This window comes from Lysinibacillus sp. FJAT-14222 (assembly GCF_001278875.1).
In the GTDB taxonomy this organism is placed as follows: domain Bacteria; phylum Bacillota; class Bacilli; order Bacillales_A; family Planococcaceae; genus Lysinibacillus; species Lysinibacillus agricola.
The window spans coordinates 24,285-40,124 of sequence record NZ_LIYL01000021.1 but is presented as its reverse complement, the minus strand read 5'-3'; the positions used below and the strand labels follow the sequence as shown (position 1 = coordinate 40,124).

Sequence of the window (15,840 nt, the reverse complement as noted above, 5' to 3'; positions counted from 1 at the left end):
AAAAATAAAAAAGTTGATACTTATATCATAACACTAACTTTTGAAATGACAGGATGATGGTTTTAGCCTTCGATCCTCTATCGCTAATCCCCAAGGAGTCGTCCAGTCGGAACGGAAATCAACCCTTCGTTTTGCCTAAGACCATACTTTAATTAATGACACCATAATCTCATTGAAACAATAGTTTTTCAACAGCATAAAAGCTGATACTTTTTTTAGTATCAGCTTTTACATTTTTCTTTATAAATTTAATTTAAAATAGGCTTTTTATAAGCGTATCAATCATCACCGGCATTTCCTTAAATGCGCTATCCACATGTAATCTTTCCGTCTTTTGATGGGCATCCTTGCCAAAAGGTCCAACGTTTAAAACAGGGCCCTGTAATGCAGACATTGCTTCAAACGGAATACTATACGTGTCTCCCCATACCGGTGTATTGCGCTCGAATGCTGTCCATTCGTTTGAGTCGTCCGAATAATTGACATAGCTCAAATCACAAATACCATTAAAATAGTGAATTTGCTCCACTTCAATATTAAATGTTTTGGCTGTTTTCTTCATTAATTCAATCGATTGGATGACAAGAGGATGATTGGATGAATTGATTGCCGGATAGTAAGGTGGTGCATATAACAACACTGTCGCTGGTGAAAGTTCCTGGCAACGAAGCATTAGCTGATCCACGATACGAATTGATTTCTCTCGATCATCCCATGCGCTTTTTTCAAGAACATGACTTTTTATTAAATCCACTTCCTCGGCCCCTAATTTATTAATCGCATACTCTAAAAGCGCCTCATAACGAAGTACCTTTACTTCACCTACACCTTGTACCTTTTCTCGCTCACAAATTCGCTTATATTGCTCATTACAAGCTGACATTGCTTCCATTGCAACTTGTTCAAAAATATCCATTACTTGCGATGCTGTACGCTTTAATAAAAACACATTGTAAAGAGCTGCTGCACGATATGGTGTTTGTGTAGAATACTCCATTTTCAAATCTTTTAATTGTAAGGATACAGGTAATGGCGTACTTTCACCAAGATCTGTTTCACTGAAAATCGGATTCCACTCCATATGCTGCGTCATGTATGAAGCAATAAAATTTGCGGTCATTCCTTTTAATGGCTCACCCACATGTGTCTCTTTTCCGTAAAATAAGGTAGCTGGCATAATTTTACCGATAGTTCCTGAATAAATATATTCATTGGTATCAGCTGGGCCTTGTGAAAAAGAAGGCTCACTATTTAAAAATAGTTTATAAGAGAGCCCATGCTGTTCACGGAGTCTGACAAGCTCTACAACTGCTGCACGCATCCCAGCAGAGTTCACTTCTTCGTCTGGCACAGCCGTTAAAATAAGATTGATGGGCCATTCTTCGATACTTGCCTTTTCAATCAACTGCATATGCAAAGCGAGCCCCATTTTCATATCCATCGTCCCTCGACCAAATAAATAGTTGCCTGATTCTAAATCAATCCTTGCCGCTTCAGGTAAATCCTTTTTGTATTTAGGTTCCATTAGCTTTTTTGTCAGCTCTTCAGGGTAGAAGGCTAATGGTTCCAGCTCGCCATATTCTTCCGTATGGACCGTATCAAAATGACTAATTAACACAACCGTTTCTGTTGCAGATGGGTGCTTATACAAGGCAGTCACAGCATTGCGTTCAAGGCCCGCATCATGTAATTCAATAAATTCCGGGTTTTCCAGAAAATAAGAAAGCGTTTGCAATTTATTTTTTAATTTATAGGCAAATTCATGTTCACCTTTTGTTAATGTCCTACTTTCCAAACTGACAATTTCACATAATAATGCACGAAGTTTTTCAGGTGTATTCCAAAGATAATTATTCATAAAAATTCTCCTTTATCCGATCTTCAACAGAATACATATCAGTGTATATCAAGTGATTCCTCATTTTTTATTTCAATCTCAGAAGAAACTGTATTTGTTTTACTCAATTTCAATTTATAGAAGATCATGCAAGCAATAAAGAATCCAATACCATATAGTAAACCAATTCTTTGTGTTGGGTCGAATGCTAAAAAGACAAGAATTAGCATACAAAAACTAATACAGAACACTGGAATCAATGGATAAAATGGCGTTTTAAATTTTAAATCAGCCACATCCCCTCCAGCTTTCACATAGCGATATCGGAACATCAATTGAGATGCACAAATTCCCATCCATGAAATTGTTACAGAAATTCCCGCAACAGACATGAGTAAAACAAATACTGCATCTGCTTCCATCACACTCGTTAATAAAGAAAGCAGTGAGAAAAGCATCGTGAAAATAAGTGCATTTAATGGCACTTTATTTTTCGTGAGACGGCCAAATAATTTAGGAGCCATTCCCTCTTTTGACATCGACCATAATAAACGCGTTGAAGCATATAGACACGAGTTACCTACCGATAATATCGCAGTTAGAATTACAAAATTCATGATACCAGCAGCATATGGAACGCCAGCTAAATCCATCAATGTGACAAATGGACTTTCCAGTAGTCCAAGCTCCGATGACGGAAATATGGCAGATAAAACAATAATAGAAGCAATATAGAAAACAATTATTCTAAAAAGAATTGTCCGTATTGCCCGTGGAATATTTTTTTCTGGATTTTCAGTTTCCCCTGCTGCAATACCGACAAGTTCAGATCCTTGATAAGAAAAGATAACATTCATCATTGTCACAAATATAATCGTTATACCTGCTGGGAATAAACCAGACGGTGCTAAATTTGTTAGATGTGGCGTAGGGCGATCAGCTAATGGCATCAAACCAAAAATTGCCGCAGCTCCTATGACGATAAATGCAATCACTGCAATTACTTTGATGCTTGCAAACCAGAACTCCGCTTCTGCAAAACCTTTCGTTGTTAACGCATTTAATATAAACAGAAGAGCCATAAATACGGCACACCAAATCCAAATAGGGACATTTGGGAACCAATGTTGCATCAAAATTCCCGCTGCTGTAAATTCTACCCCAGCTGTGGCGGCTGACCCGACAAAATACATCCATCCTAAAGAAAATCCTGCAGAAGGACTGATAAAACGCGTTGCATAGGTTTGGAAAGAACCAGTTACAGGCATATAAACCGCTAATTCTCCAAGACAATTCATTACCATGTACAATATTAAGCCACCAAATAAATAACCAATTAATGCGCCTCCAGCACCTGCTTGATTAATTGTGTAGCCAACATTTAAAAATAGGCCTGTTCCAATAACTCCACCAAGCGATAGCATTAATAAATGACGACTCTTCATTGAACGGTTTAATTGATAATCTTGCCGTTGTTCCCCTTTACTCAACATCCATCACCACTCTCTAGTTGTTATAAATATATTCAATATTCTGATTTTTACTCTACTAAAGTACCCAATCAATTTTTCCCATTTAAATTGATTGGGTATTTTTACATTGAACTAAAAACGTAATGACAAGCAGCTTAACCCACCATCATGTTTTCTAAATTCAGACATTTCAAGCTCAATTGTTTGATAGCCTAAATCATTTAATTTACGATTTGTTTCTGGATAGCCCGCTGGAATAATGACATAATCATTTACTTGGATACAGTTTGCCGAGTACTCATCCTCTTTTGGAATAATAATTTTTTCATAGGATTCGAACGCAGGATGATCGATAAACTCCCCTGCTAGCACCATACGATTTTCACCAACATATGCGATGCCTGTTTTTAAATGGAAAAATTCTTTTAACGGAATAATCGTTGCCTCATAGCCTTCTTTTTCAACGATTTCTTTGAATTGACGAGCTCCTTCTTCATTCGTACGGTCAGAGATGCCGACATAAAATTTCTTTTCTGCCTGCAATACATCTCCGCCATCAAGTGTTCCTGGGCCTTCGATATAATACAATTTTTCATAGAACTTTTTAACAGCCGGTTCGATTTCCTCAATCTCACGATTACGAGCTTCTGCCCCAGGGTTTGAAATAATGGCAAACTCAGGTGTTAAAACAGCTGCATCCTCTACGAATGTTGAATCTGGGAAATCTTCATTCGCTGGAAGCTTTGTAACCTCTACGCCACATTGCTTTAAAGCTTCTACATATTTTTCGTGTTGCTCATATAATTTTTCTACAATTGGTTTTCCTAAATCACTAGTCGTTAAACCGTTTACATAACTATTTCCTGGATTTTTTACTATTACATTTTTAAACATTTGCTTCGTCTCCTTTTATCCTCTTATTACTGGACAAGTTAGACATGTAGGTCCACCTGTTCCTTTTACCGTAATTTCATTTCCTTTATATTCATAAACTTTTGCGCCTGCATCTAGTAATTGTTGCTTTGTTATTGGATTTCCGTTTGGCATAATACATACTCTAGGTGCAAGTGCTAAGACGTTACAGCCTAGCGCATCATATTCATCTTTCGGTACTTCAATTAGCTGAATTCCTCGTTCGATTAGAAGCTGACGGAAAAAAACTGGCATTAATCGTGAATGTACAACCGCTAAATCCTTGTCCACCATACTAATAAAGGACATTAAGTGTAAACATTCTGCTTCACCCAAATCATGTGGTAGCTGTACAACAATGAATTCATCGACAATATTCTCCGTCATGTCCTGTAGCTGACGAATAGCTTCATCATTCGTTCGATAGCCTCGACCTACAACGAGTGTACGGTCAGCAAGCCAAACAATATCGCCACCATCCGCAACAGCATCTCCCGTCAATTCTCCGATTATCGGAATGCCCTTTTCTTGTAAAAACGCTTTATAAACAGCTGCTTCTGATTGTCTTAATTTTTTGCCAGATTTTAAGATAATAGCCCCTTTTGACGTGAATTTGACAGGGTCATGTGCATATAGCGAATCCAACCCTACTTCATCTGATTCTGGTAAAAAATCAATTTTTTCAACGTACTTTTCGAGAATACTAATAAATTCAGCATATTCTCTAAGAGCCTCATTATAGTTTGGTTCCGATAAGTAGTTAAATGTTTCCCATTCATCACTAAGATGCTCTTGGCTTCGGAAAGCATCTTTTGGACGTTTTACGATTACGTGTTTCAAAGGTGCATACATTGATGAACAATAATGCATTCCTTTCACCCCTTTTCCGTGTAGTGGAAAACGTTTCCGTTAAAAGGAAAGTTTATATGTAAAATATATGTGTTTTGCGGTATACTGTCAATATATTTAGAAAAATTTCTATATTCATTCTTTTTCAGATAGGAAACGAAATGAAATACATATCCACGATTATGTAACTAGACGTAAACAAGGATTAAAAATAAAATAAATGAAGGAGAGGTGGGACATAAATGCAATTATTAGAACGAGCTATGACAATTGCTAAAGTTTTAGCTTCTGAAGCAGGCGAAAGCAGCTTGTCCATTTCAGAGCTTTCGGCAAAATGCAATTTGCCACTTAGTACATTACATAGAATTTTAAAAGCGATGATTAAAGAAGGAATGATTGAACAAGACGAACAAACTAAACAATATCAACTTGGTACAATATGGATGGAACTTGGCTTACAAGTGTATGATACGATGGACTACATTAGTAAAATTAGGCCTGAATTAGAGCGTTTAGCAAGAGAGGTCGAGGAAAGCGTCTATTTAAGTAAGCCTGCGGGTTTAGATACGATCATTATTGAAAGAATAGACAGTGCAGCTAATCCAATTCGTATTTACGATCAGTTAGGAATTCGTATACCGATGCATATTGGTGCTGCAAATAAAGCAATTTTAGCCGCAATGCCCGTTTCTCAAGCAAAGGAAATTATTGAACAGCTCATTCCGGATGAAGAAATCGCTGAATTAGAGGCACAGCTTGATCAAATAAGACTACAGGGATTTGCCATTAGTCATGGGGAAAGAACAGCAGGAACATCCTCAATGGCAGTTTCCATTTTAAATGGTTTTAATGAAGTAGTCGGTGCCGTAAGTATAGGTTTTGTTAGCTTTAACGTCTCAACGGAACATATTAATACCCTTACGGAGCGTTTAGTGGAAACTGGTAAACGTGTTTCTATGAAGCTTGGCTACCGTGGAAAATAAAGTGAAGCTTTAATCAATAGGGTTTGCTTCATTCCCTACAGAATCTTCTCCATCATGCTGAAAGTTAACGCGGAGATTAAAAAACTTCAATCATCTTATACCGATAATTGTTTTATCTAGGAATTAATAAACTCATCACCATAACGTGTGGTTGATTTCCGTTCCGACTGGGTTCCTGGGGGCATCGGGGCAACAGTTTTTTTTGCGCGAAAGCGAAGCGGCAGCGGCAGGATGTTTTTTTGCGTCCAGTCTCCACTCCAATCAACTTATATAAATGGCAGACGTTTTAAAAATGTCATCCAAAACTTTTGGTATGAGCCAATTAATACCACTTTTTTAACAAGTATTTTTTGTCTGTAAAGGTTTTTTTCTTGAAAGGTTATGTGAAAACTATTGCACTGAGCGTCATCGTATGTTAAATTATTATGGTATGTGAAATACCGGACTGAAATAATAATCTTTCAGCATCAACAGTAAGGAGGGAATACAACATGCCAAAACAATGTGTAATCACTGGACGTAAAGCTCGTACTGGTAACAACCGTTCCCACGCTATGAACGCTAACAAACGTACTTGGGGTGCTAACCTTCAAAAAGTTCGTATCTTAGTAGACGGTAAACCAAAACGTGTATGGGTTTCTGCTCGTGCATTAAAATCAGGTAAAATCGAGCGCGTTTAATCGTCGCTTCCAAAAAATCGATTTGGCATTTGGCGCAAATCGATTTTTTTCTTTCTTATTAACTGGGCAGACTACCAACCGCCTTAGTGAATATTTAGATAAAAGTATCATTTGTATTTAATCATCGTTCTAGTGGGCGACCATAAATACAATAAAATGATTAAGCCGCTAGCAATTACAAGGACACGTAATTGCTAGTGGCTTTCTTTATCAATAGCAATCCGGCACGGCAAATCGCCTATTATCTGTAGTATTTAGAATCTTCTACTTTTATCAATTTTTTGTATGTCAAAAATGAGCGTTATGGCTACTCACTTTATTTGAACAGAATAACCTCTAACAGTGATACGATAGTGCATCTGTTGTTGCTGCCGCTTCGCTTTCAGATGAATTCATTTTCATACGAATATTTTGAAGATTTATCGGAACAAAATCTCATTTTATCGGAACAATTTTAGCTTTTATCGGAACAATCAACATCGTGTTGCTGTCGCAACGGAAATCACCCCCTCGTTTTGCCGAAGAGCCATACTTTATTTAATACGACACCTTCATTTCATTGACATAATAGTTTTTCAACAATTAGAAAAATCCGACTAGAGTTTGTCGGATTTTTTTACTTTCTTTTCTTTTTTAAAAATGTTGATACACGTACGCGTAATACTACTCACAAATTTTGGTAGCTGGAACGTATATACTTTCAGGACTCTCTCCCCCTTACGCTAATCTATGCTTCTTATCATTAAACATATGCCTTGCGTGAAAGATATAGACCCTGAATTACCTATTATTTCATTACTTGTAAAGCGGGATGTACCGAGAGAGATTTCTTCATTTGTTGTTTCATACTTTACTTGCCTTAGTGTAACATCTTTAATCGGCTCTTCATGTGCAAAAAAAGATAAATAACGATATTGCTCGTTTGCTTCAATGTTGTGTGTGCCTGGCATTAAAAATTGCAACATATTTGCATGATTAATAATCTTCAATACTATCTGTGGATGCTCTTTTTGTAAACGATAAATTGAACGGACTGCTGCCTCATAATGATCTAAGCGTCCACCTGTCACACCTGTAAGTACAATTTCTAGCGGTGTATAGGTCAGGGCTTTCAATAACGCTAAGTCCGTATCTGTTTCATCTTTTTCTTCTTGGAATCGTTGTCTATCATTTGTATGTGCCATCACCAGTTCGTATTCCTCTTTTGATAGTGAGTCAAAATCTCCTACTATGGCATGTGGTGTGATTCCTTGCTCGATTAAATATAGCGCTCCTCGATCAGCTCCGATAAATAATACATCACTTTGCTCTTTAAACGGATGAAATGAGCAGAGTTCCTCTTTTGGTCCACCTGCACAAACAACGACTACTGTCATCCTTGAATCGCTGCCTCACCAGCAGCTAAAATTTCCTGAAGTGCCGCAGAACGATCTTCTTTACTATAAATTGCTGAACCAGCTACAAAAATTGTTGCCCCTGCTTTTGCACATGGAATAATAGTCTCAGCATTAATTCCACCGTCGATTTCTATAGCAATATCAAGATTACGTTCTTTAATAATAGCTGCTAATGCTTCAATTTTTGGTACTACAGAATGAATGAATTTTTGTCCACCAAAGCCTGGATTCACAGTCATGAACAACACCATATCAATATCCTCTAAAACGTGTTGAATAGATTCTATTGGTGTATGTGGATTTAATACAACACCAGGTTTGACCCCGTATGAGCGAATTAATTGAATTGTACGGTGTAAATGGCGGCAAGCCTCTACATGCACCGTAATATAGTCTGCTCCTGCTTTGGCGAATTGTTCAATATACTGATCAGGATTTTCAATCATTAAATGAACGTCTAGCGGTAAATCTGTTAAAGGACGAATGGCGTCTAATACGATAGAGCCAAATGAAATATTCGGCACAAAATGACCATCCATAACATCGATATGAATAAGCTGTGCCCCCGCTTTTTCTACTGCCTTTACTTCTTCTCCTAATTTAGCAAAATCGGCTGCTAAAATTGATGGTGCTATTTGTATCATCATTAATACCTCGGCTTTCGATCCATAATTTCTTGCATAAATTGTTCGTAGTGTTTATAACGGTAGTCACGAATTTCTCCCGCCTCAACTGCTACCTTTACTGCACATTTAGGTTCCTTTAAGTGTAGACAGCCTCTAAATTTACAATTATCTGCAATACGGGCCATCTCAGGGAAGCATGCGCCTAATTCTTCTTTTTCTATTTCATCAAAATCAAATGAACTAAATCCTGGAGTATCTGCTATTAAGCCGTCACACACCTCGATTAATTCGACATGGCGAGTCGTATGTTTTCCACGCCCTAAGCTTTGTGAAATAATGCCTGTTTTTAAATTTAAATCTGGAATTAATGTATTTAGTAATGTGGATTTCCCAACCCCAGATTGCCCTGCTAATACAGAAGTTTTTTCCTTTAAAATAGGCTGTAGACGATCCACTAATTCTTCCTCACCCTTATAAGTTTGTAGCACGGTATAACCCATGCTTTCATAATCTCCTATATAGCTTTGCAATTCCTCACGCTCATGATCTTCTAGCAAATCCATCTTTGTTAAACAAATAATCGGATGAACATGAAATGACTCTAAAACAACTAAGAAACGATCCAGTAAAATTGTATTAAAATTTGGTTCTTTTACGGAAAACACTAGAATACCTTGATCAATATTGGCTATCGGAGGACGTACTAATTCATTTTGACGTTCCATAATTTTTTGAATAGTGCCGTCAGATCCTTCTGTTTCCAGTGTATATTCTACAATGTCGCCAACGAGTGGGGATTCCCCGCGATTGCGAAATACCCCACGTCCTCGACATTGTATAAGTTGTTCTCCATCATATACATAGTAATAACCACTTAATGCTTTACGTATTTGGCCTTGCGCCATCTAATTCCCCCTTATTTAATATCATCATAATTGAAACTTTCTTCAGCAATAATTTGCGAATCACGTAGAATTTTATAGGCTACTTGTTGACCTTCTTCAACGACAAATTGTATTTTGTATTCCTTATCACTTGTAATAGGAAATTCAGCATACGGTTTTGCCATTGAATGGATTTTATCTTGAACTTCAATTCGAATTTGTTGTTCGATACCTTCCTCTGTTGGTTCATATGGAATCACCACTGTTGTCACATAAGTTTTCACAGGTTTTTCGGCAGGTCCTTTACTGATGACAACAGCTATTGTAGAGCCTGCTTCAACTGAAGTTCCAGCTTTTGTCAATTGTGAAATAACACTTCCAGCCGCTACTGTATTATTATAGTCTTCACGAGAAATACGCCATTTTAAGCCTTGTCTACTTACGTACTCATCCATTTCAGCTTTCGTGTAATTCACAACATTATCTACGGTAACCATTTTTACACCGGCGCTTACTTTAAATTTCATTGATGTATCTTTAGCGATTACTTCTTCTGGTGGTAGCGGCTCTTGTTCAATAATTGTTCCTTCTGGCTCTGTAGAATATACGTCGCTAATTTCTGGCTCTAAAAATTTACCCTTTAACATTGATTGAACTTGGCTGATTTGCTGCCCTCTATAATCATCCACTTTCGTCTTTTCTACTCCAAGACTAACGACTAAGTCTACTTCCGTACCTTTTACACGCTCCGTCCCCTCAGCAGGGTTTGTTTCAATGACCTTATCCTTTTCTATGTCCTCATCATAACGCTCCTGAGGTTCTTCACCAACAGTAAAGCCTTCAGCCTCTAATTTCTTAGTAGCTTCCACAATTGTTAGATTAGCCACATCAGGTACAGATATCTTTTTCGGGCTAGTTGCAAATAACAAGAATAGGGAAATGGCGATGGCTGCTATTACTAACCCAGCAACATATAATGGCCACTTTTTCTTTTTCTTTACAGGTACTGCCTTTTCAACGGGCTTCTTAGCTTCGGGTTTCGGCTTTGATTGCGTAATTGGTTCGATTGCTCTTGTCTTCGTTAAATCTTCGTCTTTACGTAGAGTTGGTTCTTTTATAATCGGAATAGCCTTTGTCACATCATTATCTACCGGTATGACAAATTTTGGTTCATTCATACGATTTGGCGATAAAACTGTCTCTAAATCTTCTTGCATTTCTTCTACAGTTGAATAACGATGGGAAGCATCTTTTGCTGTAGCTTTTAGCACAACATTTTCCACGCTTTGTGGAATAGTAGCATCGAATGCACGAACTGACGGTGTCTCAGCTTGTAAATGCTTAAGGGCTATCGAAACAGCTGACTCGCCAGAAAACGGCAATTCTCCTGTTAATAATTCATATAAAACAATCCCAAGTGCATAAATATCAGATTTATTTGTTGCTGTGCCGCCACGAGCCTGCTCTGGTGACAAATAATGCACAGTTCCAAGCACGGAGTTTGTTTGTGTAAATGACGTTGCACTAAGCGTCATCGCGATGCCAAAGTCAGTTATTTTCACATTACCCTCAGCATCCATTAAAATATTTTGAGGCTTAATGTCACGATGGATAATATGATTTTCATGAGCATTGGCAATGGCTGATGTTAACTGCTTCATAATATGCACACTTCTAGCAGGAGAAATTGGTGCAAATTCCTGTATGTACTGCTTTAACGTTTTTCCTTGAACATACTCCATTACAATATAATGTAGATCACCATCATCCCCTACATCATAAACGCTAACAATATTTGGATGTGTAAGGCTTGTAGCAGAAAGTGCCTCACGTTGGAAACGTCGATGTAATTCATCCTCATTGGTAAAATCATAGCGTAATATTTTAATCGCTACATCCCGGTTTAAAATCATGTCATGTGCTAAATAAACATTGGACATACCCCCGCCACCAATGAGCCCTATAATTTTATAGCGGTCACTAATTCGTTTACCTACAAGCATACTTACACCTCCTCATCTTGCCTTGTGAGTAGCACGAGGGAGATATTGTCTTCCCCCCCGCTTGCATTTGCTAATTCCACAAGTTTTCGTCCTTTTTCTTCTATTGAATCTGGATACGTAATAATTGATGCCATTTCATACACGGTTAGTTTATTACTTAAACCGTCAGAGCAAATGAGTAAATACGATTCTGATGCTAAATCAACTTCATAAAAATCTGGTTCAATCGTTTCTTCTGTACCAACAGCTTTCAAGATGAAATTTTTCTTCGGATGTGTCAACGCTTCCTCTTCACTTATTTCACCATTTTCAACCAGAACATTTACATAGGAGTGATCTCTTGTTATTTGTTGTGCACCATCTTCAAAGAAATAATACACACGACTATCACCAACATGTGAGATAAAGCAATGATTTTTTTCAATTAACACTGCAATAAACGTCGTGCCCATTCCTTTACAGTCTTCATGTGATAAAGAATAGTCATATATATTTTTATTTAATTGCTTGACTGCTTGTAATAACCACTCTTTTTTTGATGTTGTTGATGCAAATTGATGTGCCTCTGCCTGTAAAAAAACGGATTCTATCTGTTTCATCGCCATATCACTCGCTACATCGCCAGCATTATGACCACCCATGCCGTCCGCTACAAGTGCTAGTGCAAGCCCGTCTGGACGTTTAAAAAACGCCGCACGGTCTTCATTAATTGCTCGTTTTAACCCAATATCACTTTCGACTGTGTATTTCAACACTGGTCACCTCGTCTCTTCAGATCTCTCTTGCGCACGTAATTGACCACACGCAGCTGCAATATCAGAACCTTGCTCTCGGCGGATCGTTACGTTAATACCATTCTTCTTTAAAGTTTTTTCAAAGGCAAAAATTTGACTACGAGATGTGCGAACATAATCACGTTCTGGTACGTAGTTTACAGGAATTAAGTTCACGTGGCATTTAATTCCTTTTATTAATGCGGATAATTCTTCTGCAATTTCAACTGAATCATTTTCACCAGACATTAAACCATACTCAAAACTAACACGTCGACCAGTTTTTTCGGTATAGTAACGGACGGCTTCCATTAATTCATCCAATTTGTAAGCACGTGCAATCGGCATTAGTTTTTGACGAGCCTCTTGGTTTGGTGCGTGTAAGGATACTGCAAAGTTGATTTGTAGCTGCTCATCAGCAAATTGATAAATTTTTGGAACAATCCCTGATGTTGATACAGTGATGTGACGAGCACCAATATTTAATCCTTTTTCATGGTTGATGACTTTTAAGAAGCTCATCATTGCATCATAATTATCGAAAGGTTCTCCAATACCCATAATGACGATATGTGACACACGCTCGCCCACTTCATCTAAAGTCTGCTGTACTTTGACAACTTGCTCCACGATTTCCCCTGCTAGTAAATGACGTTTTAATCCACCTAAAGTTGATGCACAAAACGTACAGCCAATTCGGCAACCTACTTGTGTTGTCACACAAACAGAATTCCCATATTCATGACGCATTAATACAGTTTCAATAGAATAGCCGTCTTGTAATTGGAATAAAAACTTGATCGTACCATCTTTAGATTCCTGCTTAATAATTGTTGACAATGTCGTTAATGAAAAACTTGCTTCTAGCTTTTCACGTAATCCTTTTGAAAGGTTTGACATTTCTTCAAATGTTTTCACTCGTTTATTATAAAGCCAATCAAAAATTTGTGCTGCACGGAACGGTTTTTCACCATTTTCCTTTAACCATTCTTCTAGTTGTTTCGGCTGTAATGAGTATACCGATTCCTTTAAATTTGGTTTTTCTTTTTTAGCTCGAACAGGCTTGTCTTCTGCTTCTTCAACTAAGTCGCTTATACGCTCATTAAATTTCTCTTGATCCACCATTAGTTGGATTCTCCTTTTTTACGAAAGGCGGCAACGAAGAAACCGTCACTGCCAAAGTCTTGTGGAAAGACTTGAAGCATGCCATTTGCTTGCTTTTCCGCTAATTTTGTTGGTAAAGATTCTAGTTGTATAGCTTCCATTTCTGGATGCGTTGATAAAAAGGCCTCTACAGTGCCTTCATTTTCTTTTTTATCGACTGTACATGTACTGTACACAAGCTTGCCATCTATTTTCAATACTTTTGTTGCAGCATCTAATAGCGCCAATTGTATTTTTTGGAGGTTTTCTAAATCTTCCTCTCGTTTTGTATATTTAATATCTGGCTTGCGGCGCATAACACCTAAACCACTACAAGGTGCATCGACTAAAATAGCGTCGAATGATCCTGGTTGTAGAAAATCAGGTGCTTTACGTCCGTCAATCGGAGCAGTCTCTACGATATCAATACCTAGACGATCCGTATTATGGTCGATTAAATCTAATTTATGAGGGTGAAGGTCAGTCGCTAAAATCGATCCTTCATTTTTCATAATTTCAGCTATATGTGTTGTTTTTCCACCTGGAGCTGCACACATATCTAAGACGCGCATGCCAGGAGATGGATTCAAAACATTTGCTGGAATCATGGAGCTTTCATCCTGAATAGTAATAAGCCCTTCTTGGAATGCCTTTGTTCGAGCTGGCTGACCATTTGTTACATGTAAGCATTCAGGCATTAGATCACTTCTTTTCGCTGATAAACCTTCCGCTTCTATGCTGGCAATCGCTTGCTCGACGCTTCCTTTCGTCATATTTACACGTACAGTCTGCACTGGAGGCACATTATTTTCATGTAACATTTCAGTTGCTACTTTAATACCATAGTTATCGACAAAGCGTTGCACTAACCATTCTGGATGACTCGTTTCAATGGTAAGGCGCTCAATCGGATCTTTAATGTCATCCGTAGAAGCTACACCCTGACGTAAAATAGATCGTAAAATACCGTTGACCATTGAAGCAATCCCTTGGTGACCTCGACGCTTGGCAATTTCTACAGCTTCATTCACCGCTGCATGAGGTGGTATACGCGTTAAATAATGCATTTGATATAAAGATAAACGTAAAAGCCAGCGCACCCAATGATCCACTGAACCACGAATAAATGGTTCTAAATAGTAGTCAAGTGTCATTTTATATTGTAGAGTGCCGTACGTAATTTCTGTTAAAAGCGCACGATCCTTCGCTTCAATTTTATGTCGCTTTATCGTTTCATTTAAAAGTAAATTACTATAGGCTTGATTTTTATCTACTGCTAACAGAATAGAAAGTGCAGCATCGCGCACATTTCCATCCCAAATTACTACGCTTTTTTTACTCATTTAAACTGGTCCCCGATCTGTAATTTAGAACCTGTACCACGTAAATATTCCTCTGCTGTCATGCGTTTTTTACCAGCGGGTTGTACATCATACAGGGCAAGTGTTGTTCCATTTCCAGCTGCAACTTCAAAATGATCCTTTGAAATCGCAACAACCGTACCAGGAATAGCATCATTCTTCGTGTTACCAACCTGTGCCCACCAAATTTTAAAGTTCCCATCTTCAAATGTTGTATAGGCAACTGGCCATGGATGAAGACCACGCACTTGATTGTATAAAGTTGTAGCATCCTTTGTCCAATCGATACGTTCCTGTTCACGTGAAATATTGCTTGCGAAGGTTACTTGTGCTTCATCCTGCACTGTACGATTATTTGTTCCATTTATAATAGAAGGAAGTGTTTCTTTTAATAAATCGCTGCCCACAGCACTCAGCTTATCAAATAGTCCACCTGTATGATCTTCCTCTTCAATTGGGATAGCCTTTTGAGATATGATATCACCAGCATCTAGCTTTTGCTCCATATACATAATTGTTACACCAGTCTCTTTTTCACCATCAATAACTGCTTGGTGAATAGGTGCCCCACCACGATACTTCGGTAAAAGTGACGCATGGACGTTAATACAACCAAGCGGTGGTGCATCTAGCAATTCTTTCGGCAAAATTTGTCCAAAAGCTGCCGTTACGACTAAGTCAGGCTGTAAATCAATAATTTGCTGTAATTCCTCAGAACCACGTAGCTTTTCCGGCTGAATAACAGGTAAACCTAACTCCATCGCTGCTGCTTTAACAGGTGGTGGTGTTAACACACGCTTACGCCCAACTGGACGATCTGGTTGTGTAACTACAGCTTTAATATCATAGCCTTCATGATGTAGCATACGCAAAATTGGCGCGGAGAAATCAGGTGTGCCCATAAAAATTATTGATGTCAT

The 15,840-nt window shown here is 38.0% G+C and carries 15 protein-coding genes; 2 read left to right on the top strand and 13 right to left on the bottom strand.

Annotated elements, in window-relative coordinates; translation table 11 throughout:
* Nucleotides 1-253: 253 nt before the first annotated feature.
* The 4 genes from AN161_RS09775 to AN161_RS09760 all read right to left on the bottom strand — a co-directional run bounded on the left by AN161_RS09775 (nucleotide 254) and on the right by AN161_RS09760 (nucleotide 5,091).
* Entirely contained in the window at nucleotides 254-1,858 is a 1,605-nt protein-coding gene (locus AN161_RS09775; RefSeq protein ID WP_053594171.1) for a M20/M25/M40 family metallo-hydrolase, read from the bottom strand.
* Between the two features lie 38 nt (nucleotides 1,859-1,896).
* A complete protein-coding gene (locus AN161_RS09770; RefSeq protein ID WP_053594170.1) occupies nucleotides 1,897-3,330 on the bottom strand; it encodes an amino acid permease in 1,434 nt (477 codons plus the stop codon).
* Between the two features lie 111 nt (nucleotides 3,331-3,441).
* The gene (locus AN161_RS09765) at nucleotides 3,442-4,203 is read right to left on the bottom strand and encodes an arginine deiminase family protein (RefSeq protein ID WP_053594169.1); all 762 of its coding nucleotides are present in this window, start codon (nucleotides 4,201-4,203) and stop codon (nucleotides 3,442-3,444) included.
* Nucleotides 4,204-4,218: 15 nt separating this feature from the next.
* Nucleotides 4,219-5,091, bottom strand: coding sequence for an arginine deiminase family protein (locus AN161_RS09760; RefSeq protein WP_053594168.1), 873 nt, complete (start codon nucleotides 5,089-5,091; stop codon nucleotides 4,219-4,221).
* Between the two features lie 221 nt (nucleotides 5,092-5,312).
* Here AN161_RS09760 and AN161_RS09755 point away from each other — a divergent pair, with 221 nt between their 5' ends.
* Nucleotides 5,313-6,053: an IclR family transcriptional regulator gene (locus AN161_RS09755; protein WP_053594167.1), complete on the top strand. Its 741-nt coding sequence runs from the start codon at nucleotides 5,313-5,315 to the stop codon at nucleotides 6,051-6,053.
* Nucleotides 6,054-6,544: 491 nt separating this feature from the next.
* Nucleotides 6,545-6,733, top strand: a complete 189-nt coding sequence (gene rpmB, locus AN161_RS09750; protein WP_004227417.1) for a 50S ribosomal protein L28 — start codon at nucleotides 6,545-6,547, stop codon at nucleotides 6,731-6,733.
* Between the two features lie 596 nt (nucleotides 6,734-7,329).
* Here rpmB and spoVM read toward each other — a convergent pair.
* Genes spoVM through fmt form a run of 9 tightly spaced genes read right to left on the bottom strand, consistent with a single transcriptional unit; the run spans nucleotide 7,330 to nucleotide 15,840 of the window.
* Nucleotides 7,330-7,437, bottom strand: a complete 108-nt coding sequence (gene spoVM, locus AN161_RS28735; RefSeq protein WP_143114739.1) for a stage V sporulation protein SpoVM — start codon at nucleotides 7,435-7,437, stop codon at nucleotides 7,330-7,332.
* A gap of 18 nt (nucleotides 7,438-7,455) precedes the next feature.
* Entirely contained in the window at nucleotides 7,456-8,109 is a 654-nt protein-coding gene (locus AN161_RS09745) for a thiamine diphosphokinase (protein ID WP_053594166.1), read from the bottom strand.
* Nucleotides 8,106-8,774, bottom strand: a complete 669-nt coding sequence (gene rpe / locus AN161_RS09740; RefSeq protein ID WP_053594165.1) for a ribulose-phosphate 3-epimerase — start codon at nucleotides 8,772-8,774, stop codon at nucleotides 8,106-8,108. The genes AN161_RS09745 and rpe overlap by 4 nt, the downstream gene beginning before the upstream one ends.
* 2 nt (nucleotides 8,775-8,776) lie before the next feature.
* Nucleotides 8,777-9,661 carry a ribosome small subunit-dependent GTPase A gene (gene rsgA / locus AN161_RS09735; RefSeq protein WP_053594164.1) on the bottom strand — a complete coding sequence of 295 codons (885 nt, stop codon included), beginning with the start codon at nucleotides 9,659-9,661 and terminating at the stop codon, nucleotides 8,777-8,779.
* 11 nt (nucleotides 9,662-9,672) lie between these two features.
* Nucleotides 9,673-11,643 (bottom strand): Stk1 family PASTA domain-containing Ser/Thr kinase, encoded by a 1,971-nt coding sequence (pknB, locus tag AN161_RS09730; RefSeq protein WP_053594163.1) that lies wholly within the window; start codon nucleotides 11,641-11,643, stop codon nucleotides 9,673-9,675.
* A 2-nt stretch (nucleotides 11,644-11,645) separates the two neighbouring features.
* A complete protein-coding gene (locus AN161_RS09725; RefSeq protein WP_053594162.1) occupies nucleotides 11,646-12,395 on the bottom strand; it encodes a Stp1/IreP family PP2C-type Ser/Thr phosphatase in 750 nt (249 codons plus the stop codon).
* A 6-nt stretch (nucleotides 12,396-12,401) separates the two neighbouring features.
* The gene (gene rlmN / locus AN161_RS09720; RefSeq protein WP_053594161.1) at nucleotides 12,402-13,541 is read right to left on the bottom strand and encodes a 23S rRNA (adenine(2503)-C(2))-methyltransferase RlmN; all 1,140 of its coding nucleotides are present in this window, start codon (nucleotides 13,539-13,541) and stop codon (nucleotides 12,402-12,404) included.
* Nucleotides 13,541-14,902, bottom strand: a complete 1,362-nt coding sequence (gene rsmB, locus AN161_RS09715) for a 16S rRNA (cytosine(967)-C(5))-methyltransferase RsmB (protein ID WP_053594160.1) — start codon at nucleotides 14,900-14,902, stop codon at nucleotides 13,541-13,543. Before rsmB ends, rlmN begins: the two co-directional genes overlap by 1 nt.
* Nucleotides 14,899-15,840, bottom strand: a complete 942-nt coding sequence (fmt, locus tag AN161_RS09710; protein ID WP_053594159.1) for a methionyl-tRNA formyltransferase — start codon at nucleotides 15,838-15,840, stop codon at nucleotides 14,899-14,901. Before fmt ends, rsmB begins: the two co-directional genes overlap by 4 nt.

What these genes read in the sequence shown, in the direction of transcription:
- AN161_RS09775 (WP_053594171.1), bottom strand. Translation starts at nt 1,858, where the DNA reads ATGAATAATTATCTTTGGAATACACCTGAAAAACTTCGTGCATTATTA.
- AN161_RS09770 (WP_053594170.1), bottom strand. Translation starts at nt 3,330, where the DNA reads ATGTTGAGTAAAGGGGAACAACGGCAAGATTATCAATTAAACCGTTCA.
- AN161_RS09765 (WP_053594169.1), bottom strand. Translation starts at nt 4,203, where the DNA reads ATGTTTAAAAATGTAATAGTAAAAAATCCAGGAAATAGTTATGTAAAC.
- AN161_RS09760 (WP_053594168.1), bottom strand. Translation starts at nt 5,091, where the DNA reads ATGCATTATTGTTCATCAATGTATGCACCTTTGAAACACGTAATCGTA.
- AN161_RS09755 (WP_053594167.1), top strand. Translation starts at nt 5,313, where the DNA reads ATGCAATTATTAGAACGAGCTATGACAATTGCTAAAGTTTTAGCTTCT.
- rpmB (WP_004227417.1), top strand. Translation starts at nt 6,545, where the DNA reads ATGCCAAAACAATGTGTAATCACTGGACGTAAAGCTCGTACTGGTAAC.
- AN161_RS09745 (WP_053594166.1), bottom strand. Translation starts at nt 8,109, where the DNA reads ATGACAGTAGTCGTTGTTTGTGCAGGTGGACCAAAAGAGGAACTCTGC.
- rpe (WP_053594165.1), bottom strand. Translation starts at nt 8,774, where the DNA reads ATGATACAAATAGCACCATCAATTTTAGCAGCCGATTTTGCTAAATTA.
- rsgA (WP_053594164.1), bottom strand. Translation starts at nt 9,661, where the DNA reads ATGGCGCAAGGCCAAATACGTAAAGCATTAAGTGGTTATTACTATGTA.
- pknB (WP_053594163.1), bottom strand. Translation starts at nt 11,643, where the DNA reads ATGCTTGTAGGTAAACGAATTAGTGACCGCTATAAAATTATAGGGCTC.
- rlmN (WP_053594161.1), bottom strand. Translation starts at nt 13,541, where the DNA reads ATGGTGGATCAAGAGAAATTTAATGAGCGTATAAGCGACTTAGTTGAA.
- rsmB (WP_053594160.1), bottom strand. Translation starts at nt 14,902, where the DNA reads ATGAGTAAAAAAAGCGTAGTAATTTGGGATGGAAATGTGCGCGATGCT.
- fmt (WP_053594159.1), bottom strand. Translation starts at nt 15,840, where the DNA reads ATGACATCAATAATTTTTATGGGCACACCTGATTTCTCCGCGCCAATT.